The organism is Solidesulfovibrio sp. DCME (genome assembly GCF_049995385.1).
GTDB lineage: Bacteria > Desulfobacterota > Desulfovibrionia > Desulfovibrionales > Desulfovibrionaceae > Solidesulfovibrio.
Map to the genome: position 1 here is coordinate 3,436,837 of NZ_CP188261.1, position 26,321 is coordinate 3,463,157.

Here is a 26,321-nt window from a genome sequence, read left to right on the forward strand (position 1 = left end):
GGTCCCCCATGGCGCCGACCATCCGTCGACTGACCGTTATGACCGCCTGCCTGTGCTTTCCCCTCCTTGTCGCCTACGCCAGCCTCCACATTGCCCGATCCGTCATTTTCACCAGGCACAGGGAGGCCATGCACCTGTCGGCCAAACGCCTTCATTCCTCGCTTATCGACAAGACCATAAGCAGCCAGCTCATCGGCGCCACCAGCCTGCTCGGCCTGATCCAACCCACGATAAAGCTGGCCGTCCGCGGGACGGCCCTGAGCGAAGACGACCGCAGCGAACTGCACAACGTGCTCGAGCCCCTGCGCCGGCAATACAATGCCGAAGGGACCTACCTCATCGAGGAAAACGGCCTCATCCGGGTCCACGACACGGATTTCGCCTCCTCCGAAGGCCTCAACGTCGCCTTCCGCCCCTACTTCAGGCAGGCCATGGACGGCCGAGCCAACATCTATGCCGCCGTCGGCAAACAGTCCCACGAGCGCGGCCTCTACTACGCCGCCCCGGTGCACGACGGCGCCCTGCGCACCTCGCCCGTCATCGGCGTGGTGATGACCAAGATCGGCGCCGCCTTCCTCGACACCCTCCTGGCCGGGTCCGGCAGCCAGGCCGTGCTGCTGTCGCCCGAAGGCGTGGCGTTCGCTTCCACCCGCCCGCAGTGGCTTTTCGCCGTGGCCCCGCCCCTCGAGGACAGCCGCCTGGCCGCCCTGCGAGGCCAGGGCCGGTTCGGCCGCCTCTTCGACGATCGCCCGCCGGTGGCCCTGCCCTTTTCCCCCGGGGAGGAAAGCGCCGTCATCGACGGCCACACCTGGGACCTGGTCAGCCAGCCCCTCTCGTGGGACGATCCCGAAGGCGCCTGGACCCTGGTCCTGTTGCAGGACACGAGCCAATGGTTCCCAGCGGCCCAGCGCCTGCTCACGGCCGGCGTCGCCGCCACGGCCGCGCTGCTGCTGTGCCTGGGGCTTTTGGCCCTAGACCGCGTCCGGCGGCGCCGGGCCAGGGCGGCGGCCCGGTTCCGGACCCTTGGCGTGGCCATGGAGGTCAGCCCCCTGGCCGTGGTGGTCACCGACCGCAAGACCCGCATCCGCTGGGTCAATCCCCGGTTCGAACGCGTGACCGGCTACAGCCTGGGCGAGGTCAAGGGGCGCGACCCGAATGTCCTGGCCAGCGGCCTGACCGCCCGGTCCGTCTACGACGAGATGCGCCGCGCCCTAAACGCCGGCCAGCCCTGGAGCGGGGAATTCCTCAACCGGCGCAAGGACGGCGCCCACTACCATGCCCGGGTGGCCATCTCGCCGGTCAACGACGCCAAGGGCCGCCTGCTCGGCTATGTGGGCTTGCAGGAAGACGTCAGCGAATACAAGCGCCTGCTGTCCCGTCTGGAGTCGCAACTGCACCTGGAGGCGGGGCTGACGCATTTCGCCGCCTCGCTGAAAAACGAGCTGGACGCGGAGCGCCTGGCGGCCATCGCCCTGGGCGAACTCGCCCGGTTCCTGTCGCTGCCGTACGCGGCGGTCCATGTCCGCTGCCGGGGAACGCAAACACAGGTCCTGGCCCGCTTCGGCGGCAATTGGCATGCCGACGCCCCCGTCGGGTCCTGCCAGCCCCTGGCCGAGGACGTCATTACCACGGGCAAGCCGTTTTCCCTGCGCGAACTCCCCGAAGAGGCCGCCGTGGCCCTGGCCGGCGGCATCGCCCGCCCCACGGAAATCCGGCTGCTGCCCCTGGGCGACGGCCACACCGCCGTGGGGGCGCTCGAAATCGGCCTTTTGGGCGAACTGTCCGAGGAGGGCCAGCGCTACCTGGGCAAGGCCTGCGCCGAGCTGTCCCTGGCCCTCAAGCTCGCCCTGGATTTCGGCGAACGCATCCGAGCCCAGCAGGCCCTGGCCGACCAGATCGCCTTCCAGCAGGTCCTGCTCGACACCATCCCCAACCCCGTCTTCTACAAGGGCGCGGACACGCGCTTTCTCGGCTTCAACCGCGCCTACGAGGAAACCTTCGCCGTCAAGCGCGAGGACCTGGTGGGCAAACGTGTGCTCGACCTCGACTATCTGCCCGCGGAGGACCGGCAGGCCTACCAGCGCGAGGACGAGGAGGCCATCGCCTCGGGCGGCACGGTGCGCCGGGAGATGCGCATCCCCTTCGCCGACGGCCGCGACCACGAAACCCTGTACTATGTCTCCGGTTTCCGGCGGGCCGACGGCTCCCCGGGCGGCCTGGTCGGCACTTTCGTGGACATCAGCGAACAAAAGGCCGTCGAACGGGCTTTGGCCACGGCCAAGGAAGCCGCCGTCGAGGCCACCCTGCTCAAATCCGACTTCCTGGCCAACATGAGCCACGAGATCCGCACACCCATGAACGCCATCGTGGGCATGGCCCACCTGGCCCTGTCCACCGACCTGACACCCCGGCAGCGCGACTACATGCGCAAGATCCAGCAGGCCAGCCAGCACCTCCTCGGCATCATCAACGACATCCTCGACTTCTCCAAAATCGAGGCCGGCAAGCTCGCTATCGAACAGACCGATTTCGACCTGTCGGCGGTGCTGGAAAACGTGGCCACGCTCATCCGGGAAAAAGCCGAGGCCAAGGGCCTGGAACTCCTGTTCGACGTCGCCCCGGACGTGCCCCAGGACCTCCTCGGCGACCCGTTGCGCCTGGGCCAGATCCTCGTCAATTACGCCAACAACGCCGTCAAGTTCACGCAATCCGGCGAGGTGGACATCCGGGTGCGCCTGCAGGCGGATGACGCCGCCACCGCGACCCTGCGCTTCGAGGTGCGCGACACCGGCATCGGGCTGACCCAGGAGCAGATCGCCCGGCTGTTCCAGAGCTTTTCCCAGGCCGATTCCTCCACCACCCGCCGCTACGGCGGCACGGGCCTCGGCCTGGCCATTTCCAAGCGCCTGGCCGAACTCATGCGCGGCGAGGTCGGCGTGACCTCGACCCCCGGCGAGGGCTCGACCTTCTGGTTCACGGCCTGCCTGGGCAAAAGCCGCAAGCGCCACCGCGTCTTCCTGCCCGACCCCGACCTGCGCGGCCGGCGCGTCCTGGTGGTGGACGACAACGAGAACGCCCGGGCGGTCCTTGGCGACATGCTGGCCGCCATGAGCTTCGCCGTGGAGACCGCGGCTTGCGGCCAGGCGGCCCTGGACGCCATCCGCGCCGCCCGGGAGAGGGGCCGCCCCTTTGATGTCGTCCTGCTCGACTGGCAGATGCCGGACATGGACGGCCTGGAAACCGCCGCCCGCATCCGGGGGCTTGCCGCCGAAGCCGCGACCCACCTGATCATGGTCACGGCCTTCGGCCGCGAGGAGGTCCTGCGCCTGGCCGAGGAAAACGGCATCGAGGCCGTGCTGCTCAAGCCCGTGACCCCGTCGCTGCTTTTCGACACCATCATGCGCGCCCTGGGCGGCTTTCGCGAGGAAGAGCGCCCGGCGGACAGGGCCGCCCCGACGGACGGCCAGGCGACGGGCCATTTTGGCCGGGGCCGCATCCTGGTGGTGGAGGACAACGAGGTCAACCAGCAAGTGGCCGAGGAACTGCTCGCCCAGGCGGGCTATGCCGTGGATGTGGCCGACAACGGCGAGCAGGCCCTGGCCATGGTCCAGGACGCCGCCTACGACCTCGTCTTCATGGACATGCAGATGCCCGTCATGGACGGCCTGGCCGCGACCATCGCCATCCGCAAGCTGCCGGGCCTGGCGCGGCTGCCCATCGTGGCCATGACCGCCAACGCCATGCGCCAGGACCAGGAAAAATGCGCCGCCGCCGGCATGAACGCCTTCCTGGCCAAGCCCATCGACCCCGAGGCGCTTATGGCCACCTTGCGCACCTGGATTCCCCAGGCCCCGGCCCAGGCCGCCCCGCCCCCCAACCAGGCGGACACGGAGGCGATCGAAGCCCTCGACGGCATCGACGTCGCGGCCGGGCTTGGCCGCGTGGGCGGCAACCGGGCGCTGTACGGCAGGCTGCTGGACAAGATGCGGCTGGATTTCCCGGCCGTGCCCGAGCGCATCCGGTCCGCCCTGGCGGCCGGGGACCGGCAGGCCGCCGCCCTTGCCGCCCATTCGGTCAAGGGGGCGGCCGGCAACATCGGGGCCGACCACCTGGCCCGGGCCGCGGGGGACCTGGAAAAAGCCCTGCGCGACGCCGACGAGGCCGCCATCGCGGCCGGGCTGCCGCGTTTCGCCGCGGCAGTGGACCGCTTTGCCCAGGCCCTGGCCGGCCGGCCCCTGACGACGGCCCAGCCGCCAGTTGCCCCGCCGCCGGAAGCCGCCCCGCCGCCGGCCGCCCCGGGCGGCGATGAAGCCGTGCTGTCCGCCCTGGCCGCGCTCGCGGACTGCCTCGAAGCCAGGAAACCCAAACCCTGCGCCAAGGTCATGGACGCCGTGCGGGCCATGCCGTGCAGCGACAGCCTGCGGGAACGACTCGACGCCCTGGAAACCCTCATCCGGGGTTACAAGTTTCCCCAGGCCCTGGAAAACCTGCGCGCCCTGCTGCCCCAGCCCCCCGCGGAGGCCCCGTGAAACCCCTCTCCGACTGCCTGATCCTGCTGGTCGACGACACGGAGACCAACCTGGACATCCTCGTCGAAACCCTGGGCGAGGACTACGAGGTCACCGTGGCCACGGACGGCGAAACGGCCCTGGCCCAAGCCCGGGCCCAGGCGCCCGACCTCATCTTGCTGGACATCATGATGCCCGGCATGGACGGCTACGAGGTCTGCCGGCGGCTGATGGCCGATCCGGTCACGGCGCAAACGCCGGTCATCTTCCTCACCGCCCTGACCGAAGTGACCGACAAGACACAGGGGTTCGCCGTCGGGGCCGTGGACTACGTGACCAAGCCCTTCGAACCGGCCGAAATCCAGGCCCGGGTGCGCACCCACCTGTCGCTGCGCCTGGCCCGCCAGGCCCTGGCCAGGCAAAACGAGATCCTGGAGCACAAGGTCCGGGAGCGCACCCGGGAACTGGCCCTGACCCAGGATGCCATCATCGAGGCCATGGCCAGCCTGGCGGAATACCGCGACCCGGAAACCGGCGGCCACATCAAGCGCACGCGCAACTACGTGCGCCTGCTGGCCCGGACGCTGCGCGCGAAGCCGCGATTCGCCGGCTACCTCACGGACGAGGTCATCGAATTGCTGTACAAATCCGCCCCGCTGCACGATATCGGCAAGGTGGGCGTGCGCGACGACATCCTGCTCAAGCCCGGCCCCCTAAGCGACGCGGAATTCGACATCATGCGCCGCCACACGGTCTACGGCCGCGACGCCATCCAGGCCGCCGCCAAAAACCTCGGCGACAACTCGTTTCTGCGCCTGGCCCAGGAGATCGCCTACACCCACCAGGAACGCTGGGACGGCTCCGGCTATCCCCAGGGGCTGGCCGGGGAGGCCATCCCCATCCCCGGGCGGCTCATGGCCATTGCCGATGTCTACGACGCGCTCATCAGCCGCCGCGTCTACAAGGCGCCCTACACCCACGCCCGGGCGGTGACCGTCATCCTGGAAGGCCGGGGCAGGCACTTCGACCCGGCCATGGTCGACGCTTTCCTGGACGTGCAGGAGTCCTTCCGGCAAATTGCCCTGGATTTCACCGAGGACGCGGACGAACGCCGGGCACTGGAGCACCCCTATGTGGCCTGATTGCGATAAAATGGTGATCGATATGGTACGCAATGCCAAACAGACCATCCTGATCGTCGACGATGTGGAAACCGACGTCGATACCCTGGTGGAAACCCTGGGCGACGATTACGAGATCGCCGTGGCCCTGGACGGCGAAACGGCCCTGCACAGCCTGCGCCCCACGCCGCCCGACCTCATCCTGCTCGACATCCTCATGCCGGGCCTGGACGGCTACGAGGTCTGCCGCCGCATCAAGGCCGACGCCGACACCGCCGCCATTCCCATCATCTTCCTCACGGCCCTGACGGAAATACGGGACAAGGTCACCGGGTTCGAACTGGGGGCCGTGGACTACATCACCAAGCCCTTCGACACCCAGGAGGTCAAGGCCCGGGTGACGACGCACCTGGCGCTGCGCGCCGCCATGGACCGGTTGGCGCGGCAAAACGCCCTGCTCGCCGAGGCCGCCCGCCTGCGCGAGGACGTGGAACGCATCACCCACCACGACCTCAAGGGCCCCCTGGGCGTGATCCTCTCCCTGCCCCAACTGGTGGCCGCCGGCGGCAACCTGAGCGACGAGCAGACGGGCTACCTCGAGGACATCGAACAGGCCGGCTACAAGATGCTCAATATCGTCAACCTGTCCCTGGGGCTGCTCAAGATGGAGCAGGGCGTCTACGAGCTGACCCCGCGCTATGTGGACATCGTGCGCGTCATCGGCAAGGTCGTCGCCGACCTGGCCGCCTTGCGCCGGGGCAACGACGTGTCCGTGGCCCTGTGGCTGGGTGAACGGCCCCTGGTTGCGGATACCATGGTGCGCATCCTCGGCGAGGAGCTGTTGTGCCACTCCATGCTCACCAACCTGATCAAGAACGCCATCGAGCATTCCCCGGTGGGCGGGCGGGTGGACATCACCTTCCTGCCCGGCAGCAACGGCATGTGCAAGATCCTGCTGCGCAACGCCGGGGAGACCGCGCCCGAATTCCGGGAGCGCTTTTTCGAGAAATACGCCACCCACGGCAAGCCCGGCGGCACGGGCCTGGGCACCTATTCCGCGCGGCTTATGGCCAGGACCATGGGCGGCGACCTGCGCCTGGACGCGGCCACCCCCGGGGAAACGACCCTCGTGCTGTGCCTGCCGGAGTAGGCCGGGTAAAGGCACGGGCTCCCGGATATCCCCTAGGCGCCGGCCGGGAAATCCAGGCAGGCGACGAAACGGCGGTCGAAATCCTTGAGGCGGCTCAGTTCGAGCGAGTCCACCCGTGCGGCCAACAAGTCCATGCCCCGGCGTGCCGCCAGGGAGAGCAAGGCCAGGGTGGCCCCGCTTTTGGCGGTGTTGCCCAGATACGAGACCCGGTCGCCGAGCCGGGCCGGCAGGATGCCGCAGCCGGTGAGGCTGTCCACCGGCAGGTGGCGGCCGAACTGGCCGGCAATGAGCACCCGGTCCACGGCCTCCACGCCCAGGCCATGCCGCTCCAGCAAGGCGAGCAGCCCGGACAGGATCGCCCCCTTGGCCAGCTGCACCTGGCGCACGTCCTTCTGGGTCAACGCGAGCCCCGCCTCGCCGGGGCCAAGGCGCAGGGCCGGCTTGCCGTCCCGCTCGCACAGCAACGGCCGTCGCGGGTCGTCGGCCGCGAGGCCGCTGGCCTTGACCAGGTTGCCGCGCGGCAGGATGCAGCCGGCGCGCAAAAAGGCGGTCACGGCCGAAAGCAGGCCGCTGCCGCACACACCGGCCGGAGGCGCGCCGCCGATGGTCGCCAGTTCCAGTCCCTCGCCCGAAAGGCGCACCGCCTCCACGGCCCCGGCACAGGCGCCCATGCCGCAGGAAATGTTCATGCCCTCCAGGGCCGGGCCGGCAGCGCAGGAACAGGCGCACAGTTTGCCCTCGTGCGCCAGGACGATCTCCCCGTTGGTGCCGATGTCGATGAAAAGGGCCGTGTCCCGGGCCTCCCCAAGCCCCGCGACCTGCAGTCCGGCCACGATGTCCGCGCCGACGAAGGCGGAAACCGAGGGCAGGCAGTACAGCACGGCCCCGGGCCCGGCCGCCAGGCCGACGGCGGCCGCGGGCAGGCGCTTGGCGGCGGTAAACGGCGGCGTATACGGGGCCAGGCCCAGCGGCGACGGATCGACGCCGAGCAACAGATGGAGCATGGTCGTATTGGCCGCCACGACAAGGGCGTAAATCTCCCGGGCCGCCACGCCCGTGCGGGCCGCCAATTTCCGGATGAGGCCGTTGACGCAGTCGACCACGGCGCGCTGCAACAGGGCTACGCCCTCCCCGGGATGCTCCATGACGTAGCCCAGGCGGGTGAGGACATCGAAGCCCCAGCGTTTCTGGGGATTGATGGCCGTTTCGGCCGCCAGCTCCAGGCCCGTGCGCAGATCCACCAGGGCGGCCACCACGGTGGTCGTGCCGATGTCCACGGCCAGGCCGAACAGCCGGGCGGTGGTGTCGCCGGCTTCCAGGGCGAGCAGTTCGCCGTCGTCATAGACGGCGGTCCGTTGGCCCGGGGCAAAGGACAGGCCGCGCAGCACCCGTGCCGGCACCCCCGTCTCCCCCAGGGCGGCGGCCAGGCCCGCCTCGTGCGACCCGGCCGGACCGGGGTCGAGGACGACGGTCCGTTTGGCCAGCGAAGGCTCCAGCCGGAAATCCGGCAGGTAGCCGTCGGCCAGGATGACGCCGCCCCGGCCGTCGAGAGGGACGTCCACGTCGAGGTCGGCTTGGGGAAAAAGCCCGCAGGCGAGCCGGCGGCCCTGGGCCAGGGCGGACGCGGAAAAAAGGCCCTGCTCCTGTTGCGAGGGCGGGGGAATGTCGCCGCCGGTGACGGTCACGGCACATTTGCCGCAAATCCCGGCCGCGCCGCAGGGGCTTGGCGGCATGAGCCCGGCCTCGGCCAGGATGTCCAGCAGGGACGGCCCGGGCGCGTAGGCCACGGCGCGGCCGCACTCAGGCAAGCGGATGACGGGCATGGTTTCCCCCGGCGCCGGGGTCGCGCACGGTTCGCAACATGGCCTGGATGTTGGCCAGGGGCGAGGCGTTGCCCATGCCGCAGGCCGGGGAGACGATGTCCGCCCCGCTGGCCAGGCAGTGCCGGGTCAGGGCCGCCACCTTGGCCGGGCTGCCGGTTTCCAGGGCGAAGGTGCTGACGTTGCCCATCAGCGCCGTGCCCGGCAGGTGGGCCCGGGCCTTTTTGAGGCTGACCACGGCGTCGAAGCTTACGGCATCGGCCTGGATGCCGGCCAGTTGCGCAAAGACCGTGTGCATCTTGCCGCAGATGTGCACGATCAAGCCCGCGCCGGGATACGCCGCCCGCAGGCCGCCCAGGATGCGGTTGCACAGCGGCACCTCGTAGGCGGCGAAAAGTTTCGGCCCGAGGATTTCGCCCGTGCCGCTCGGGTCGGACAGGGCAATGACGTCGGCCCCGGCCGCCAGCAGCCGCAGGCCAAAGGCCAGGATGGCGTCGGCGAGCATCTCCAGGAAGGCCCGGGCCTGGTCGGGGCGGCGGCGCAGGCCCTTGTAGAGGGCAACGGGCTCGAGCAGGCTGCCGGCCAGGCTCATGGGGCCGGTCAGGTTGCCGATGACCGGCACCTCGCCGCCCTTTTCGCCAAGCAGCGAAACCGCCTCGGCCACCACCCCCATCCGGCCCGCGCCGGCATCGCACGGCGGCAGGCTGTCCCAGGCTTCCAGGCTGTCGATGGCGTAGCGGGCCACGCGCGGTTCGCCGGTCATGTCGCCGAGGTCCACCCCGGCGCCGAAGGCCTCGGCCTCCACGGTCATGCAAAACGGCAAGCCGGCGTTTTCGAAACAGCCGGCGTCCCAGGCCGCCCGGGCCAGGCGGGCCATATGCACCGGGTCCGTGTGGCCGCGCGGCCAGGACAGGCCGGCGCGCTCCATGAGCTCCCGCGTGACCATGTTCATCATGCCGCCGGGGCAGACGCACGGCGGCCTGTCCAACTCCTGGCGGGCCAGGGCCCGGCGCAGGCGGGTTTTGGCATCCGGCATGGCGGCCTCAGGCGGTCCGGGCGGCCGTGGTGCCCAGGAGCCGCCGGGCCACGGCCACCGCTTCCACGGCGTTGTCGGCGTAGGCATCGGCCCCGATCTTTTGGGCGAAGGCCGACGAGACCGGCGCGCCGCCGATGATGACCTTGACGGTGCCGCGCAGGTTTTCCTGTTCCAGCAGGGCCACGATGCGGCCCATGTTGGTCATGGTGGTGGTCATGAGCGTAGACAGGCACACCAGCGACGCCCCCACCTCCTTGGCCTTGGCCACGAAGGCTTCCACCGGCACGTCGCGGCCGAGGTCGTACATCTCGAAGCCGGCCGTCTCCATCATGATCTTGACCAGGTTCTTGCCGATATCGTGGGTGTCGCCGGCGACGACGCCGATGACGGCCCGGGGCTTGCGGGCGTTTTTTTCCTCTTCGGGCAGATGGGGCGTCAGTTCGGCCAGGCCGGCGTACATGGCGTCCGAGCACAGCAGCAGGTCCGAGACGAAATACTCCTCTTCCTCGTAGAGCGCGCCGGCCCGGTTCATGCCGTCCACCAGACCGCCGAGGATGCCGTCCAGGGCGGGATGGCCGCCGTCCAGATAGGCCCGTGAAACGTCCACCACGCGTTCGTCGTCCATGTTGCACACACAATCGGACAGTTGCCCGAGCAGCGCCTGCTTGTCGTTCATCCCGTCCTCCGGGGTTGATGTTGCCAACCAGGTGGCGGTTGCGGCAGGTGGGCGGCCGGTGAATGCCCCTACGGCCTCAGGACGAGTTCCCGCACGACACCGCCTTTGGGGCGGTAGCCGGCGTTTTTGAGACAGGCCTCGCCGGAAAGCCGGTTGTGGCCGGCGGGCAGCCCCGCCGCCCCGGGGAAGGCCCGGTCGTCCACGGGCCATTCCCGCCAGGTGGCCCGGCCCTGGGCGACCAGCGCCCCGGCGGTCCTGGGGCAAACATGCAGCCTGGCGCCAAAGCCGTCCGCCTCCCGAAGCCGGCGCAAAAAGGGCACGGTGAAGGCGTCGGCCAGAACACCGAACCGCCCGGGGCCGAGCACGCCGACCGTGCCCACGGGATCGGCGAAACTGACCGCCCAAACGCCCGCCTTGGCCGCGGCCAGGGCGAACAGGCGCAGTTCCTCGGCCAGCCGGTCGAGCACGTCGCGAAAAAGCGCTTCGTCCCTGCGCCACTCCTTGAACACCGTGGTCAGGTCCATCAGCCAGTTGAGGATGGTCAGGGGGCCGCTTATTTCCAGGGCCACGGCCTCGCCGGCCCGGGCCAGCCCGGCGCAGGCGGCCAGCACCTGCCCCAGGCGCCCGGCGCGAAGGCCCATGGGGGCAAGGGCCAGGACGTCGCGCAGACCATCGCACACGAAGGCGCCGGCCCGTGGCCCGGCCACGGCATCGCCGAGGTCAATGGACGCGCCCAGGGCCTCGGCCTCGACCGTGCAGCAAAACGGCAGCAGGCACAGGGCCAGGCCCGTGTCGTCCCTGCGGGCGCGGGCCAGGCGGGCCATGGCGGCCGCGTCCGTATGGACCTGGCGGCGGGTCAGGCCCAGGCGGGCCAGAAGCGCCTCGGGCAGGACGGCCATGTCGCCGTGGCCGCAGGCCGACGCGCTCATAGGCCGCCGCCTCCCGTTGGCGCGGGCCGGGCGTCGGCGGCCCGAAGCTGCATGATTTCCTCGTTGATGATGCGGATCAGCTCGTTGCGAAGGCCGAGCATCCCGGGATCGCCGTAGATGGAATCGCGGCGCATCCGTTTGTCGCGGTCGAAGGCGTGCTGGTAGATGATGCGGCTCGGCGACTGGCCGAGGATATAGATGTCCGTGGCCAAAAGCAGGGCCTCGTCCACATCGTGGGTGACGAAGAAGATGGTCTTGCGCCGCTGCTTTTCCTTTTGCCACAAATCGAGGACCAGGTCCTGGAGCCTGGCCCTGGTCACGGCGTCGAGGGCGGCGAAGGGCTCGTCCATGAGCAGGATCGGCGGGTCGATGCCGAAGGCCCGGGCGATGGCGCAGCGCTGGCGCATGCCGCCGGACAGTTCCTTGGGGAGCTTGTCGTAGCACGAGGCGTCGAGCTCCACCTCGGCCAGGCGTTCGATGGCCACGGCCTTGCGCCTCGGCGCGCTCATCCCACCTCCCCGACGACCCGCATCATGGCCTCGATGTTTTCCGGCGGCGTTTCCACGGGCAGGCTGCAACCGGACATGACCACGTAGCCCTTGGGTGAATCGTGGGCGTCGAGGATGCATTCCAGGGTCCGGCGGCGCACGTCGGCCACCGTGCCGCCGTACATGACCCCGGCCGGGTCGACATGGCCGAGGATCTTGGTCTTGTGCCCGATGGCCCGGCAGCAGTCCTTGAGGTTGACGACGTTGTCGACGCTAAAGCCCCCCACGCCCAGGTCGGCGACATCGTGCCAGATCTGTTTGGTCACGCCGCAGATGTGGATGACGGGCATCCTGCCGTTGCCTTTGATGTATTCCACGAGTTCCTTGAGGTAGGGCAGGGAGAACTCCCGGAAGGCGGCCGGGCTGACCACGGTGCACGAGGACAGAGGTTCGGAGATGGTGGGCGAAAGCCCCTTGGCCATGGCCGCCGCGGCGTAGGCCAGGCAGGTCTCCAGGGACAGGCGGCACAGCTTGTGAAAGGCCTGGGGGTTCTTGCGCATGAGCCGGAAGGCGTCGTCGACCCCGTAGAGGAAAAAGGCGTTGGTGAAGGGGCCGACGATGCCGGCCGCGCAGCCGACCTCGTCGCCGATGGCCTCGGTGAGGTAGTCCATGGCGGCCAGGTAGACGGGCAGCCGGCCGTCCTTGCGGGGATCGGCGGGTCGCAGGGCGTCGATTCCGGCCACGCCGGTCACGGCCGGCCCGGCCAGGTCCACGGTATGGTCCTCGGGGCAGGTCACCCGGGCGCCCATGGCCTCGGCCCAGGCGAACAGGTCGGTGAAGATGCGCACGCCGTCGTAGCCAAAGCGCCTGTACGAGGCGACCTGGGCCGCGGCCAGCACCTTCGGGTCGGTGTTGAATTGGGAGATCTTGCAGCCGTAAATCCTGGCCGCGCCGTTGGCCACATTGGGGTTGCAGGGCAGCCTGTCCGCCGGCTCGCCCTTGGCGATGGCGGCCGCGCGCGCAAGCGGCGTCATGGTGTCCATGGCGTTTCCTTTTTGTTGCGGGCGCAAGCCTAGCTGTTGAGCGTCCAGGCCAGGGCCTTTTTCCGGAACAGGTCGAAAAGGCTCATGATGCCGACCAGGATGACGGCCATGAAGACAAACCCGGCCAGGACCATGTCGAACCGGGCAAAATCCGAATAGTACTGGACGAAATAGCCCATGCCCGAGGTCGCCCCGAACATTTCCGACACCGTCAGCAGGATGAAGGCGAATTTGAGGGCAATGGAACAGCCGGCGAAAATGGTCGGGGCGGCGGCCGGCAGGATGACGCGGAACATTTTTTCCAGGCCCGTGATTTCCAGGGTGGCGGCGTTTTCCAGGTAGCGCTTGTCGATGGTGACCACGCCGGCCACGGTGGTGCCGAGGATCGGCCAGAAGGCCCCGAGGAAGATGATGCACACCGAGGCGGCGTAGAAGGTGGAAAAGACGTGGATGGCAAAGGGGGTGAGCAGGGTCACCGGCACGGCGCTGGCGGCGGTGATGTGCGGAGTGAGGTTGCGCCGCAGGGGCACGAACAGGCCGATGGGCACGCCCAGGCCGATGCCCAGCACCACGGCCAGGACGTAAGCCGGGGCCAGCAGGGCCAGGGAGCTGACCAGGCCTTCGAGCAGCTTGTCGAGGGACCGGACAAAGGCGGGCAGCACCTTGCTTGGCCCGGCGAACAAAAACGGATCGAGCAGGCGCCACGTGTCGGTCAAAAGCCAGTAGGCGGCGACGATGCCGATGCCGATGGCCACCACGCCCAGATGGCGTTTGACGGTCTTTTTCACCCGGTCCTCCCCTGGTATCGGCGGCCCCGGGCATCAGGCCGGGGCCGCCGGGTCACCGTTGCGGCTGATACGTCGTTACGAGTTGTATTGATTGAACATGTCGAGCTTTTGCTTGTAGAACGGATCGTCCGGGTGTTCGGTCAGCAGGGAATCCAGGGCGGACTTGTAGATGGCGGTATTGATGTGATCGGCCAGCTGGATGTCCGGGTCCTTGATGTAGCCGAACGACTGCATCTTGTTCCACATGGCCATGACGCTGCTCTTGTAGGGGTCCGTTTCGTAGATCATGTGCGGGCTTTGGACAAAGCTGCGGACGAGCGGTTCCGGCATGTCCAGCTCCTTGGTCGTCAGCTGCACCACCAGGTCCATGCCGCCGGGCTGGTGCATGTCGCGTTCGGCCCGCAGATAGGCGCGCAAGAGTTTTTTAAGCAGCTCGGGGTTGTTTTTCATCCACTCCGTTTGCGACAGCATGCGGCAACAGGAATGGTTGGGCCACAGTTCGTCCGGCCACAGGACGACGCGCATGCCGGATTCGTTGATCTGGGGTTCGAAGCCGGTGGAGACGGCGCCGAAGTCGCACTGCCCGCTGCGCACGGCTTCCATGACGTCCTGGTTGCGCTTGATCTCGACGAAGGTGACGTCCTTGGAGATGTCGAAGTGGCCTGCGAAAACTGCTCGGGTGTGAAGAGCTTCGACGGCCTCGTGGAGGAAACCGGCGAGCCCCTCGCGGCCATCGCCAGGCGCTATCTGCGCATCCCCTGCTCCATCATGACGCCCAATGCGGGCCGGCTGGACCTGCTCGACCGCCTGACGCGGGAGATGCGGCCCCACGGCGTGGTCGACCTGACCTGGCAATGCTGCCACACCTACAACGTGGAAGCGCCGCTGATTGCCGCGCACATGCGGGACCGGCACGGCCTGCCGACATTGCATATCGAAACGGACTACGCCGACGCCGATACGGAGCAATTGCGCACGCGCATCGAGGCGTTCCTGGAAATCCTCTAGCATTGCGCCCCTACAAAATACGAGCAGCATTGCTCGAAAGTAACGCATGCTCCCCTGGCGCTGCCCCCGCAACGGCTTCTGTCCTGTTCACGGGCCTGACGCGAGCCCGCCACAGGGGCAGCCCCGTGTGGCGCCCTCGAAATCCGTGCAGACGAATTCCGAGACAATAGAGTAGAATATATTATTTTATGAAAAAAACACGGCCATGTTTTTGAGGTCACAACGCGTGCCCCTGCCCTGCCCCCCATCCCTTCGGGGCGGTGGAGCGCGGCGGCCCCACCGCCCAGGGCAAACGCTTTCAAAATGAAGCGGCCTACTTGATTCGCTGCCCCCTGTGTGCCATATTCCAGTTGATCCTCAAACAACTCTCCTGATACGAAAGATGCCGATCGCCCGGGTCGGGTTCAATTTTGGCCAACGCCCCCGTTGTACGAAGAGCGTTGTAATCGGCCAGGCAACGCGGTGGGGACGGCCAGCCCCAGGGCTTCATGACAACCATCCTTTTCACAAGGCGACTCCACTATGGACAACAAAAATTGCATTTGGCCCACGGCAATCCTTCCTGTCGTCTTGATGCATTTTTGCGTAGCGTTTTTCATTACCACTGCAATACAGGGCGACCGCACGGCCATGGCCGGGGAACGGCCCGAACTCGTTTTCTATAACTGGACGGCGTATGTCGGCAAAGGGATCATCGAAAATTTTGAAAAAACGCGGAATGTCACTATTCGCCAAAAATACTTTCAGTCCTCGGATGAACGCGACGAACAGGTTGCCCGCACGAAAGGCAAGGGCTTTGATGTCATAATGATCAATGGCAACGATGTTGTTTCGTATTTGCGCCGCGGCTGGATCAGGCCGTTGGGCAGGCAAAACATTCCGAACCTTGCCCAGATGGACGGCAAATGGGTCACTGCCTGGCCGAAAACCGAGGAATATGCCGTGCCCTACCTTTGGGGCACCCTGGGCATCGTCTACCGCACCGACTTGATCGACGACAACATCACCAGCTGGGCACAGTTCTACCAACCCAAGGAAGCCTGGCGCGGCAAAATGATGCTGGTGGACATTCATCGCCTGGGGATCGGCCTGGCCCTCAAATCCCTGGGCCACTCCCTCAACACGCAAGACCCGAAGGCTGTCGGTGAGGCCATCGAACTCGTGCAAAAGCAGCGCCCCTTCGTACAGACCTATGGCTACCTCAAGACCGATGCCGACTCCGGCATTGTCTCCGGAAATACCTGGATAGGCCAGACCTGGAATGGCGACGCGCTGCTGCTGCAAAAGCGCAATCCGGCCATCCGCTATGTCCTCCCGAAAGAAGGCGGTGAAATCTGGGTCGATTACATGGTCGTTGCCGCCAATACAAAACACCCCGAATTGGCCTATGATTTCATCAATTACCTTTCGGAAGCCTCAAACAGCGCGCAGGCCGCCCGCGAACTCGAATTCGCCACGCCAAACAATGAGGCCCGCCGGCTGCTGCCAAAGGAGATGCTCGAAAATACGACGATTTATCCGTCCGAAGACGCCTTGAAAGCCAGCGAGATGACCCAGAACGTCGACCCGCGCATCGAAAAACAAATGGTTGAAGCCTGGGCGCTGCTGAAAAAATAGCACCTCTTGCATCACCATGAGATTGCGGACGAAACTTCCACTTTTTCTGATACCGCTCGTCATCTTTCCGCTTCTTGTCGTCAGCTGGCTCGCCTTCGAGCGCATCCGCGCCAATGCCGAGGAGAACATCCTGGGCCAGATGGCCTCCTTGATGCAGCAGATTTCACTCCATGCGGAAACCGTCGACCAGACGATGCGGGCAAACGCCACACTGTTTTCAAGCTCGAGCCTGCTGAAGGATTTCATTTTCGCGCCCGCGGAAGACAGATACCACTTTGCCCTGCTTCCACTCCTGAACCTGTTCTCCACCTATCACAACGCCTACCCCGATTACGATGAAATCAGGGTCATACTGCCTTCCGGATTCGAAGACGCCCGATTTTCCATCTACAACAAAAAAGACAACGCCATCTACGAATCGGAAAGCCCCTGGTTTCGTACCATGGAGGCGTCCCAGGCGGCGACGGGGAGTTTTTTCCAATGGGACCCGACAACCGAAGCCCCGACCATGGTTGTTGCCCACAGGATCTTGTTCGTCGACCCGACCTATGAAGACTCTACCGCGATGGCGCCATCGGACCGCGGCTATCTTGTGATCACGGCCAACCTCAACAGCTACAGCAACCTCATCAAAAATACGCGCATTGGCCGCAGCGGCGGCATACTCATCCTGGACCCAACCGGGCGGCCCCTCTATCCGCAGGCCCAGCAACTCACGCTGGCCGACCCCCATGCCTTGTTCACGGCCGTCAACGCGATCAGCAACAAAGAGCATACGACAAACATTGCCATAAACAACGAGCCCATGCTCATCCAGTCGCGCGCCCTGCCCGGAGGCCTGATGCTCATCGGCTACCTCCCGGAACGCGAACTGGCCCAGGCCGGGGCCGAACTCGGCCGCCTCGTCAGCATCATCGGCCTTATAAGCGTCAGCCTCTCCGCCGGCCTCCTGATGCTTGCCCTGCAATTCCTCATTGTGCGCCCCCTCAACACCCTCGGGGCCGGTGCCCAAGCGATCGGAAGCGGCAAGCTGGAAACGCGGCTTCCCGTCACGGGCCATGACGAGGTCGCTGATTTGGCCAATCAGTTCAACACCATGGCGGCAAACCTCGTCGAAAGCCGCCAATTGCGCGAGCAGGCCCAGGCCGAGGCCCTGCGCTCCAAAGAGGCAGCCATCAAATCCCTGCGGGAAACGGACAGGCTCAAGGATGAATTTTTGGCCAATACGTCCCATGAACTGCGCACGCCCCTGCATGGCATTACCGGGATCGCCGAATCATTGCTCAAGGGGATCGCGGGGCAATTACCAGACGTCGCCGAGGACAATCTGCTGCTCATTGTTTCCAGCGCGCGCCGGTTGAGCAATCTGGTCAATGACATTCTGGATTTTTCCAAATTGCGCCACAACGCCCTCAAGGTCGTCAAGCGGCCCGTGGACCTCAAGAGTGCCGGCGACCTTGTCCTCTCCATGGTCAGCATCCTGGCCGAACCCAAGGGCCTCGTACTCCGCAATGCAATAGACGCCAACTTGCCTTCTGTTTTTGCCGATGAAAACCGGTTGCACCAGATTCTCTACAATTTGATCGGCAATGCGGTCAAATTCACTGCAACGGGCTCGGTGACGCTTGAGGCTTTTGCCCAAGGGGCCTTGATGCACATTCATGTCGCCGATACGGGGATGGGCGTGCCGCCGGACAAGCGGGAACTCATTTTCCGATCCTTCGAACAACTCGACAGCGGCCTGGACCGGGCCGGCTCCGGGACCGGGCTCGGCCTGACCATTACGCGGCAACTCATCGAACTGCATGGCGGCACCATCGAGGTCCGCGACCGCGAAGGCGGCGGCTCGCTTTTTGCTTTCACCCTGCCCCTTTCCACCATGTCCCAGCGCGCGGCCGACACGGCCCCCGGGCAAGGCCCCCAGGCCGAATCCCCGCAACGGCCGCAGCTTCCCCCAGCCGTGCCGCAGGCGCCGGACACACAGGCGGCCCGCGCGGACGCCGACACGCCCCCCGCGTCCCAGCCACAAGACACCCGCGCCGTCCGGGCGAACACCGACACCGCACCCGAGCCCTTCGCCACAGGGGAACATATCCTCGTGGTGGATGACGAGGTCGTCAATCTCCGTGTCATCGAAAATCATCTCCTGCTCAAGGGCTACACGGTGTCCACCGCGACGTCCGGGGCAATTGCCCTGGAAGCGATCGAGAAGCGCGGGAATGATTTCAATCTCATTCTCCTCGACGTCATGATGCCGGGCCAGTCCGGGTTTGAAATCTGCGAGCTGATACGGCAAAAATTCAAGTATAACCTCTTGCCCATCGTCTTTTTGACGGCATTGACACGGGACGGCGACCTCGAACGGTGCTTTTCCCTCGGTGGCAACGACTACATCCCCAAACCGTTCAGTTACGCGGAACTGTTGGCCCGCATCAATCTCCATCTCGCCTTGAGCCGTCAGAGCCGCGACCTGCATACCTTGAACATCGAATTGGAAAAGCGCGTCCAGGATCGTACCCGGGCGCTCAAGCGGGCCTATGAGGATATGGAACGCCTGGCCAACCTCGACGGCCTGACCGGGGTGAAAAACAGGCGCGCCCTGGACCAGGCTTTGGAGCAGGCCTGGAGCCGCAGCAGCCAAACCGGGCATCCGTTAAGCTATCTCATTGCCGACATCGATCATTTCAAAACATACAACGATATCTACGGCCACCAGGCCGGCGATGCCTGCCTGTATGCGGTCGCCCAGGAGATCCGCCGCATCGCGGACAAGTACGACGGGTTCATCGGCCGTTATGGCGGCGAGGAATTCAGCCTGATCGTCACGAGCGCGGCGGATACGGCCAAAACGATTGCCCGTGAGATATGCCTGGCCGTGGCTTCGCGGTCCCTGCCCCATGCAGGCGCATCCCCCGGCATCGTCACGATCAGTATCGGTATTTCCTCTCGGTCCGAGGCCGTGAACACACCCGAGGACATCATTTTCACGGCCGACCAGGCCCTCTATCAAGCCAAGCAAAGCGGCCGCAACAAAGCCGTCTCTTTCGGTATGATCTGCCTTCAAGAACACACGCCCCCTCCCCATTGACGCCGGGTCATGCGGTGGGTGAGGCGATGGCGCACGTCGCGGCAGCCCTGCACCGCGAGCCTGTCGGATGGCGTTCGGTCATAAAGACGATGCGATTGATTACCGAAGAAAGAGTCACTCTTCCTTGGCGCTGTCCGTAATACGGCACATATCCTCATCAAAGGCGCAACCCTCGCGGGCATGCGCCATGGCCGGCGCGGCCGCTGCCCATGGCGGGCCGGGGTCGATGGTGATGGGGTTGCCGGTCATGTCGGGTTCGGCCCCTGCCCATGCGGGGTCCGGCAACCGGGGCGCGCGAGGCGCCGCCGGCTCGGATATCGGCCCAACACGGCGAGGCTGCCCGATATTTTTGATGACGCCGCTCGACAATATCCGGCAACACCACGAATACGGTGGACGCGTGAGGGAACGCTGGTTAATTAACCAACTAGGTGGTTATACATTCCTCGAACCGGCTTCCCCGTCAACGTGGTGCTGTCGATCGGCACGGGAAGCGCCACGGGCCCTGGCCAGCGGTGTGTTGCGAGGCCAATCGGAGGTGGTCTCCCGCCATGATTTCCCTGACCGGTTTCCAGATCGGCGAGCTGCTCTACCAGGGGCCCAACAGCCAGGTGTTCCGGGCCAGGCGCCAATGCGACGGCCTGCCCGTGGTGATCAAGGTCCCGTCCAGCCCGGACATCTCCATCCGCGAGAACCTGCGCTTCCAGCACGAGTACGACCTGCTCGCCACCCTGGACCTGCCCCGGGTGATCAAGGTCCACGACCTGGTGCAATACCGCTCCAGCTTCGCCATCATCGAGGAGGACTACGGCGCCGTCGACCTCGATGCCCACCTGGGCGGGCGCATCCTCGACACCACGGCCTTCCTCGACGTCGCCGTGCAGATGGCCGAGTCCCTGGCCCAGCTGCACGCCCAGCGGATCATCCACAAGGACGTCCACCTGGGCAATTTCCTCATCCATCCCGGGACGGGCGAGGTCAAATTGACGGATTTCGGGATGTCGTCGCTGATTGAGGGCGAGGTGCAGGAACCCGGGGACCCGGACCAGATCGAGGGCAGCCTGGCCTACATCTCCCCGGAGCAGACCGGGCGGATGAACCGGGGCATCGACAGCCGGTCCGACCTGTATTCCCTGGGCGTGTGCTACTACAAGATGCTCACCGGCGAACTGCCGTTTCGTTCGCGCGACCCGATGGAGCTGTTGCACGCCCACATCGCCCGCAAGCCCCCGCGGCCGAAGGATATGAACGCCTTCGTGCCCCGGGCCTTGTCCGACTGCACCATGCGGTTGCTTAAAAAGCGCGCCGAGGATCGCTACCAGGGCGCAACCGGCCTGGTGCGCGACCTGGAAGCGATGCGCGCGGCGGCCGACCGGGGCGACAGCCTCGCGGACATGGCGCTTGGGCGCTGGGACGTGTCCGATCATTTCCAGGTGTCCCAGAAGATCTACGGGCGGGACAAGGAATCCCGGCTGCTGCTGGAGGTCTTCGATCGCACGGCCCGGGGGGGCGCGGAATTGCTCCTCGTGGCGGGGTATTCGGGCATCGGCAAGACCTCGCTGGTCAACGAGGTGCACAAGGGGCTGACCAGGCAACGGGGGCGGTACGTCTGCGGCAAGCACGACCAGTTCCAGCGCGACATCCCGTTTTCCGCGTTCCTCCAGGCCTTCCGCCAGCTGGTCAACCAGGCCCTGTCGGAGCCGGAGGCCCGGGTGGCCCAGTGGCGCGCGGACCTTCTCGCCGCCCTTGGCAACAACGCCCGGGTGATGGTCGACGTCATCGCGGAACTCGAGCTCATCCTCGGCAGCCAGCCGCCCGTGCCGGACCTGGGGCCGTCCGAGGCCCAGAACCGGTTCATCCTGTGCATCCAGCAGTTCATCGGTGTTTTCGCCCGGCGCGAGCATCCCCTGGTACTCTTCCTCGACGACCTGCAATGGGCCGATGCGCCTTCCCTGCAACTGCTGTGGACGCTGGCCTCCCAGGCGCGCACGCCCTACCTGCTGCTGCTTGGCGCCTACCGGGACAACGAGGTTTTTCCCGGCCATCCGCTGCTGCTCACCGTCAGGCGCCTCCAGGATGCGGGCGTGGCGGTGCGCACCGTGTCGCTCACACCCCTGCGCAACGCCGATCTGGGCCAGTTGGCCGCGGACACGCTGCGCCGCCGCCCCGAAGAGGTGGAGGAGCTGACGGGGCTGATAGAGGAAAAGACCGGCGGCAACCCGTTTTTCGTTTCGCAGATGCTCAAGGAGCTGCACGCCCGCGGCGTGTTCCGGCCGGACCCCGAGACCGGGGGCTGGCGCTGGGACATGGCCGGCATACGGGCCATGGCCCTGACCGACAACGTCGTGGACCTCATGGCCGGCCGCATCGGCCGCATGAACCCGCGCACCCGCCAGGCCCTCACCCTGGCCGCCTGCATCGGCAACCGCTTCGAGCTGTCCATGCTGGCCGCCGTGCGCGAGCAGTCGGCGGCGGACACGAGCGAAGCCCTGTGGGAGGCCATGCGGGCCGGGCTGCTCATCCCGACGGGCTCCGCCCTGCGCTTCCTGCACGACCGCGTCCAGCAGGCGGCCTATTCCCTCATCCCCCGGGAAGACCTCGCCCCGCTCAACCTGCGCATCGGCCGCCTGCTCCTGCGCCATGTGGGCCAGACCCAGCTCGACGAAGCCATTTTCGACATCGTCTCGCATTTTAACGCCGCCCTGGGCCACATCGACGACCCCGAAGAGCGCCTGGCGCTTTTCGAGCTGAACATGCGGGCCGGGCGCAAGGCCAAGGCGTCCACGGCCTACGAGCCGGCGCTGCGCCACTTCGACATTGCCGCCTCCCTTTTGCCCGAAGGCGCCTGGCGGACGCAGCCGGACGTCATGCGCGACGTGGCCCGCGAGAAAGCGGACGTCTCCTACCTCTTGGGCGACTTCGCCCAGGCCGAAGGCCTGCTCGACGAGGCCCTGGCGCGCACGCCCGACCGCTTCCAAAAGGTCGCAATCTTCCTGCAAAAACTCATTCAATACAACCAGCTGGGTAAATACAACGACATGATGGCCAAGGCCCGGGACGCCCTGGCCCTGTTTGGCGTGACCTTCCCCCAGGCCGACGACGCCGCCACCCTGGCGGGCCGCTTCGCCGCCCTTCTGGCGGACTATACGGCGCTTCTCGGCCAACGGCCCATCGAGGAGCTGATCCGCATCCCGGACGTGACCGACCCCGAGCAGGACAGCGTCATCCGGCTCATGGCCATCCTGACCGACGGCGCCTACATCGCCGTCCCGACGCTGTTCCCGATCCTGGTCCTCGAGGTGGTCTCCCGTTCCATGCGCCATGGGCACAATGCCCTGTCCGCCATCGGGTTCGCCTGGGTCACGGTGGTGATCGTGCAGGAGCGGCAGGATTACCGCAGCGCCTTCGAACTGGGCAAGCTGGCCATGGGGCTCATCGCGCGCTTCCCCAACCCCCGCATCCGGGCCCAGATCACCTTCCTCTACGCAGTGTGCGCCATGCACTGGTTCCTGCCGCTGGAGGAGCAGATCGAGATGTACAAGCGCGCCTACCAGTACGGCCTCGAAAACGGCAACCTGGTGTTCGCCGGGTATGCGCGCACCATGATCCCGAAGACCGTCCTGGCCGCGGCCAGCGTGGACAAGGCCCTGGAAGAGAGCGCCATCAGCCTCGCCTTTTATGAAAAGCGCGGCTCGCCGTTCCTTTGGAGCGAACGGTTCTGCAACCTGTTCCTGCGCAATTTACGGGGCGAGCGGCCCGACCCCATCTCCCTGAGCACGGAGGACACCGACGAAGGTGCCCTGCTGGGACGCTGGCAAGCGCCCCAAACCCTGTTCGGCCATGGCCTGGCCTATTTCCTGACCTCCAAGCTCCAACTGCTTTTTCACTTCGGCGAGGTGCGGGAGGCCTGGCGGCTGGCCGAGGCCCATGCGGACTGGATGCGCTATATTCCCATCCTCTACGAAACCACGGTGTTCAGTTTCTACCGGGCCATGGCGGCGGCGTCGCTTCTCGAGGAAGCGGCCCCGGGCGAGGGCGAGGGCATGGCCGCCCGTTTCCGGGCCGCCCTGGACGAGTTCGCCGTCTGGGCGGCGAACTGCCCGGAAAACTACGCCTGGCAGGAGCGGCTGCTGCGGGCCGAGGAGGCCCGGCTGGCCGGGCGAACCGCCGAGGCGCAGGACCTCTTCGAACAGGCGGCGACCCTGGCCCGCACCTACAAACAGCCCCGGGGCGTGGCCTTGTCCCGGGAGCGCGCGGCGCTGGCGCAGTACGCCCTGGGCAACCTCGAGGCGGCCAAGGCTTTGCTGGAGGACGCCAGCTTCAATTACTACCGTTGGGGAGCCCACGCCAAGGTGCTCCGCCTGCGCGAGGAGCTCGACCGGCGCGCCGCGGCCGCCTCGCCGGCGCCCGCTTTCCCCCAGTCCGCGTCGACGGGCTCGAAATCCAGCACCTCGCCGAGCTCCCTGTCGCGCCTGCTCGACATCGGCAGCCTCCTCAAGGCCACCCAGGCGATTTCCCAGGAAATACGCCTGGGTGCGCTGCTGCGGGTCATCATGACCAGCGTCATCGAGAACGCCGGGGCGCAGCAGGGTTTCCTCCTGCTGCCCGAGGGGCGCGACTGGTCGGTGGCGGCCATGGCCACGGTGCAGGAGGGCGTTCCCACGGCGGCCAACACCCCCTTGGAGGGGTCGCTGCTGGTCAGCGAGGCCATCGTGCGCTACGTCATCCGCAGCCGGCTGGAAGTCGTCCTCCACGATGCGGGGCAGCACCCCACCTTCCGGCAGGACCCCCACGTCCTGCGCCACGACGTCCGTTCCGTCATGTGCGTGCCCCTTTTGGCCCAGAGCCGTTTGAGCGGCGTCCTGTACCTGGAGAACAACCTCCATCCCGGCGTTTTTGCCGTGGAGCGCACGCACATCGTCCGGACGCTCTCGGCCCAGGCCGCCATCTCCATCGAGAACGCCAAGCTCTACGGGAGCCTCGCGGTCAGTGAGCAACGCTACCGCAGCGTCTTCGAGGGGGCCAGCGACCTCATCTTCCTCACCACGCCCGACGGCCAGATCGTGGATGTGAACCCGGCCTGCCTGGCCATTTTCGGCTACACCCGCGAGGAGATGCTCGCCTTCTCCATGACCGACTTCTACGTGGACCCCGGGCAGCGGGGGCAATTCAAGCGGGCCATCGAATCCGCCGGCATGGTCAGCGGCTTCGAGGCCGTGCTGCGCCGCAAGGACGGGGAGCACATCGAGGCGGTCCTCACGGCCAACCTGCGGCGCGACGCCCAGGGGCAGCTGCTCGGCTACCAGGGCATCCTGCGCGACGTGACCTCGCAGAAGCAGTCGGAACGCCTGCGCGAGGCCTACAGCCAGGAACTGGAGCGCCAGGTGCGGGAACGGACCCTGGCACTCTCGGAAGCCAACGAAAAGCTCCAGCGCATAAGCGATTGCGACGGCCTGACGGGCATCGCCAACCGGCGGAAATTCGACGCCGTCCTGGAGAGCGAGTGGAACCGGGCCAAGCGCAACGGGTCGCCCCTGGCCCTGATCATGATCGATGTGGATCATTTCAAGGCCTACAACGACCACCTGGGGCACCATATGGGGGACGAGTGCCTGCGCCGCATCGCCCAAGCCATCGCCGCCACGGCCAAGCGGGCCGGTGAACTGGCGGCGCGGTACGGGGGCGAGGAGTTCGCCGTCATCCTGCCCGGCCTGGCCGGTGACAGCGCCCGGGATGTGGCGGGGAAGCTGTGCGCGAGCATCCGTGAGCTGGCCATTGTCCACGCAAAAAGCCCGACAGCCAGCGTGGCGACCGTGAGCATCGGCGTGGCGAGCGGCGTTCCCTCAAACGCCTGGCGCGCCGAGAGCCTCGTCCAAACGGCCGACGCCAACCTGTACACGGCCAAACGGCAGGGCAGAAACCGGGTGATCGCCTCGTCCCTGGACGGCTGACGGCTGGACTGGGCGGCCGCGCCACGGTACGGCTGCCGGCCGGGACATGGGGCTGAGCTCTGTTCATGACGCGTACGGCTCCGTACGCGTAGCCTCCTCGCCCCGGCCACCGTCGGCTACGGTGTCTCCCCAGTCCCCCGTGCCCCTCCCTCCTACGGCTTGCCGCAAAAACGCGTTGCGCGAGCGGGTCACGGCAGGATGGCAAAGACCCGGGCCGGGAATCCCGACCCATCCTTGGGCTTGGGAAAACTGACCACCACCAGGGCGCCCGCCTGGGGCACCGCGTCCAGATGCGCCAAGAGTTCGATCTGGTAATGATCGCTCCGCAATATGTAGGTTTCCAGGGAGTAGTCATCCTTGGTCGTGGCCACGCCCGGATCGGTATCGGTTGTTTCATGCCCCGAGGCCGTGATGTGGCGCTGCTCGTAGAGGTACTTGAGCACGTCCATGCTCCAGCCGGGATAGTGGGCGATCCCGTTGGCGTCCCTGTTTTGCATGGCCTCCCCATCGGGCCACCGCTTGGACCAATCGGTACGCATGGCCACGAATGCCCCTTTGGGTATTGGGCCATGCTGCTGCTCCCAATGCCGCACGTCCTCCATGGTGATGGTATAATCGGGATTTTTTTCCACGGCTTCATGAACATCGAGAACGACCAGGGGCAGGATCATTTCCTTGACATCGATCCGATCCACCGTGCGCAGGCCCTTTGCAAAATGGGCCGGCGGATCGACATGCGTGCCCCACTGCCCGACATGCGTGAAGGATTGGGCATAAAATCCGCTCCCGAGCTTGCCCACGCCAGGTTCATACCAGTACAAGGTCTCCAGCTTCTCGTCGGGAAACCCCTTCCAATGCGGAATACCGGGCGCAAAGGCATGGGTCAGATCGACGAACTTCTTTTCCTGGATGATGCGCCAGGCATCCTCCAGGGAATGCCCCTCCGCAGCCAGGCAATATGGCACGGCGAGTAAACTTATCCCTGCCAGCAACAAGGGCAGCCGAAGCGCGCGGCCAATGTTCTTCATGACGCCTCCGCGAACATTCTGGTCCACTGGTCGCACGTAACACAAAACCCGGGAAACCGGCAACGCGTCT

17 protein-coding genes are annotated in these 26,321 nt (G+C 66.4%); 7 read left to right on the top strand and 10 right to left on the bottom strand.

The features are described from left to right. The first annotated feature begins 8 nt into the window (after positions 1-8). Genes ACP59X_RS15255 through ACP59X_RS15265 form a run of 3 tightly spaced genes read left to right on the top strand, consistent with a single transcriptional unit; the run spans position 9 to position 6,779 of the window. Complete coding sequence (locus tag ACP59X_RS15255; protein ID WP_428559881.1) at positions 9-4,529, top strand: response regulator; 4,521 nt, start codon at positions 9-11, stop codon at positions 4,527-4,529. Next, positions 4,526-5,650, top strand: a complete 1,125-nt coding sequence (locus ACP59X_RS15260) for a response regulator (protein ID WP_428559883.1) — start codon at positions 4,526-4,528, stop codon at positions 5,648-5,650. Before ACP59X_RS15255 ends, ACP59X_RS15260 begins: the two co-directional genes overlap by 4 nt. Positions 5,651-5,672: 22 nt before the next feature. Continuing rightward, entirely contained in the window at positions 5,673-6,779 is a 1,107-nt protein-coding gene (locus tag ACP59X_RS15265; RefSeq protein ID WP_428559885.1) for a hybrid sensor histidine kinase/response regulator, read from the top strand. A 32-nt stretch (positions 6,780-6,811) separates the two neighbouring features. Here ACP59X_RS15265 and ACP59X_RS15270 read toward each other — a convergent pair whose 3' ends face one another. From ACP59X_RS15270 to ACP59X_RS15305, 8 genes are all read right to left on the bottom strand, one after another. After that, positions 6,812-8,602, bottom strand: coding sequence for an ASKHA domain-containing protein (locus tag ACP59X_RS15270; protein WP_428559887.1), 1,791 nt, complete (start codon positions 8,600-8,602; stop codon positions 6,812-6,814). Beyond that, the gene (locus ACP59X_RS15275; RefSeq protein WP_428559889.1) at positions 8,580-9,635 is read right to left on the bottom strand and encodes a uroporphyrinogen decarboxylase family protein; all 1,056 of its coding nucleotides are present in this window, start codon (positions 9,633-9,635) and stop codon (positions 8,580-8,582) included. Before ACP59X_RS15275 ends, ACP59X_RS15270 begins: the two co-directional genes overlap by 23 nt. Before the next feature lie 7 nt (positions 9,636-9,642). Continuing rightward, positions 9,643-10,311: a corrinoid protein gene (locus ACP59X_RS15280; protein ID WP_428559891.1), complete on the bottom strand. Its 669-nt coding sequence runs from the start codon at positions 10,309-10,311 to the stop codon at positions 9,643-9,645. Between the two features lie 68 nt (positions 10,312-10,379). Further along, positions 10,380-11,240 carry a uroporphyrinogen decarboxylase family protein gene (locus ACP59X_RS15285; RefSeq protein WP_428559894.1) on the bottom strand — a complete coding sequence of 287 codons (861 nt, stop codon included), beginning with the start codon at positions 11,238-11,240 and terminating at the stop codon, positions 10,380-10,382. Next, entirely contained in the window at positions 11,237-11,749 is a 513-nt protein-coding gene (locus tag ACP59X_RS15290) for an ATP-binding cassette domain-containing protein (RefSeq protein WP_428559896.1), read from the bottom strand. Before ACP59X_RS15290 ends, ACP59X_RS15285 begins: the two co-directional genes overlap by 4 nt. Further along, on the bottom strand, positions 11,746-12,771 hold the full coding sequence (locus tag ACP59X_RS15295) for a uroporphyrinogen decarboxylase family protein (RefSeq protein ID WP_428559899.1): 1,026 nt from the start codon (positions 12,769-12,771) through the stop codon (positions 11,746-11,748). Before ACP59X_RS15295 ends, ACP59X_RS15290 begins: the two co-directional genes overlap by 4 nt. 29 nt (positions 12,772-12,800) lie before the next feature. Then, positions 12,801-13,559: an ABC transporter permease gene (locus ACP59X_RS15300; protein ID WP_428559901.1), complete on the bottom strand. Its 759-nt coding sequence runs from the start codon at positions 13,557-13,559 to the stop codon at positions 12,801-12,803. 75 nt (positions 13,560-13,634) lie between these two features. Continuing rightward, on the bottom strand, positions 13,635-14,306 hold the full coding sequence (locus ACP59X_RS15305; protein WP_428569921.1) for an ABC transporter substrate-binding protein: 672 nt from the start codon (positions 14,304-14,306) through the stop codon (positions 13,635-13,637). Here ACP59X_RS15305 and ACP59X_RS15310 point away from each other — a divergent pair. The 3 genes from ACP59X_RS15310 to ACP59X_RS15320 all read left to right on the top strand — a co-directional run bounded on the left by ACP59X_RS15310 (position 14,217) and on the right by ACP59X_RS15320 (position 19,272). Beyond that, positions 14,217-14,567, top strand: a complete 351-nt coding sequence (locus tag ACP59X_RS15310) for a 2-hydroxyacyl-CoA dehydratase (RefSeq protein WP_428559903.1) — start codon at positions 14,217-14,219, stop codon at positions 14,565-14,567. The two genes, ACP59X_RS15305 and ACP59X_RS15310, sit on opposite strands and share 90 nt — an antisense overlap. A 522-nt stretch (positions 14,568-15,089) precedes the next feature. Then, positions 15,090-16,184 (top strand): polyamine ABC transporter substrate-binding protein, encoded by a 1,095-nt coding sequence (locus ACP59X_RS15315; RefSeq protein WP_428559906.1) that lies wholly within the window; start codon positions 15,090-15,092, stop codon positions 16,182-16,184. A 16-nt stretch (positions 16,185-16,200) separates the two neighbouring features. Continuing rightward, a complete protein-coding gene (locus tag ACP59X_RS15320) occupies positions 16,201-19,272 on the top strand; it encodes a diguanylate cyclase (protein WP_428559909.1) in 3,072 nt (1,023 codons plus the stop codon). 114 nt (positions 19,273-19,386) lie between these two features. Here the strand turns inward: ACP59X_RS15320 and ACP59X_RS15325 are convergent, their stop codons facing one another. After that, a complete protein-coding gene (locus ACP59X_RS15325) occupies positions 19,387-19,521 on the bottom strand; it encodes a hypothetical protein (protein WP_428559911.1) in 135 nt (44 codons plus the stop codon). Positions 19,522-19,823: 302 nt separating this feature from the next. On the opposite strand from ACP59X_RS15325, the gene ACP59X_RS15330 reads away from it, so the two are divergent. Then, positions 19,824-25,223 (top strand): diguanylate cyclase domain-containing protein, encoded by a 5,400-nt coding sequence (locus ACP59X_RS15330; protein ID WP_428559913.1) that lies wholly within the window; start codon positions 19,824-19,826, stop codon positions 25,221-25,223. Positions 25,224-25,411: 188 nt separating this feature from the next. Here the strand turns inward: ACP59X_RS15330 and ACP59X_RS15335 are convergent, their stop codons facing one another. Further along, entirely contained in the window at positions 25,412-26,251 is an 840-nt protein-coding gene (locus ACP59X_RS15335) for a cyclase family protein (RefSeq protein WP_428559916.1), read from the bottom strand. Positions 26,252-26,321: the final 70 nt, after the last annotated feature.

What these genes read in the sequence shown, in the direction of transcription:
- ACP59X_RS15295 (WP_428559899.1), bottom strand. Translation starts at nt 12,771, where the DNA reads ATGGACACCATGACGCCGCTTGCGCGCGCGGCCGCCATCGCCAAGGGC.
- ACP59X_RS15270 (WP_428559887.1), bottom strand. Translation starts at nt 8,602, where the DNA reads ATGCCCGTCATCCGCTTGCCTGAGTGCGGCCGCGCCGTGGCCTACGCG.
- ACP59X_RS15320 (WP_428559909.1), top strand. Translation starts at nt 16,201, where the DNA reads ATGAGATTGCGGACGAAACTTCCACTTTTTCTGATACCGCTCGTCATC.
- ACP59X_RS15330 (WP_428559913.1), top strand. Translation starts at nt 19,824, where the DNA reads ATGATTTCCCTGACCGGTTTCCAGATCGGCGAGCTGCTCTACCAGGGG.
- ACP59X_RS15315 (WP_428559906.1), top strand. Translation starts at nt 15,090, where the DNA reads ATGGACAACAAAAATTGCATTTGGCCCACGGCAATCCTTCCTGTCGTC.
- ACP59X_RS15290 (WP_428559896.1), bottom strand. Translation starts at nt 11,749, where the DNA reads ATGAGCGCGCCGAGGCGCAAGGCCGTGGCCATCGAACGCCTGGCCGAG.
- ACP59X_RS15335 (WP_428559916.1), bottom strand. Translation starts at nt 26,251, where the DNA reads ATGAAGAACATTGGCCGCGCGCTTCGGCTGCCCTTGTTGCTGGCAGGG.
- ACP59X_RS15255 (WP_428559881.1), top strand. Translation starts at nt 9, where the DNA reads ATGGCGCCGACCATCCGTCGACTGACCGTTATGACCGCCTGCCTGTGC.
- ACP59X_RS15285 (WP_428559894.1), bottom strand. Translation starts at nt 11,240, where the DNA reads ATGAGCGCGTCGGCCTGCGGCCACGGCGACATGGCCGTCCTGCCCGAG.
- ACP59X_RS15275 (WP_428559889.1), bottom strand. Translation starts at nt 9,635, where the DNA reads ATGCCGGATGCCAAAACCCGCCTGCGCCGGGCCCTGGCCCGCCAGGAG.
- ACP59X_RS15325 (WP_428559911.1), bottom strand. Translation starts at nt 19,521, where the DNA reads ATGACCGGCAACCCCATCACCATCGACCCCGGCCCGCCATGGGCAGCG.
- ACP59X_RS15280 (WP_428559891.1), bottom strand. Translation starts at nt 10,311, where the DNA reads ATGAACGACAAGCAGGCGCTGCTCGGGCAACTGTCCGATTGTGTGTGC.
- ACP59X_RS15265 (WP_428559885.1), top strand. Translation starts at nt 5,673, where the DNA reads ATGGTACGCAATGCCAAACAGACCATCCTGATCGTCGACGATGTGGAA.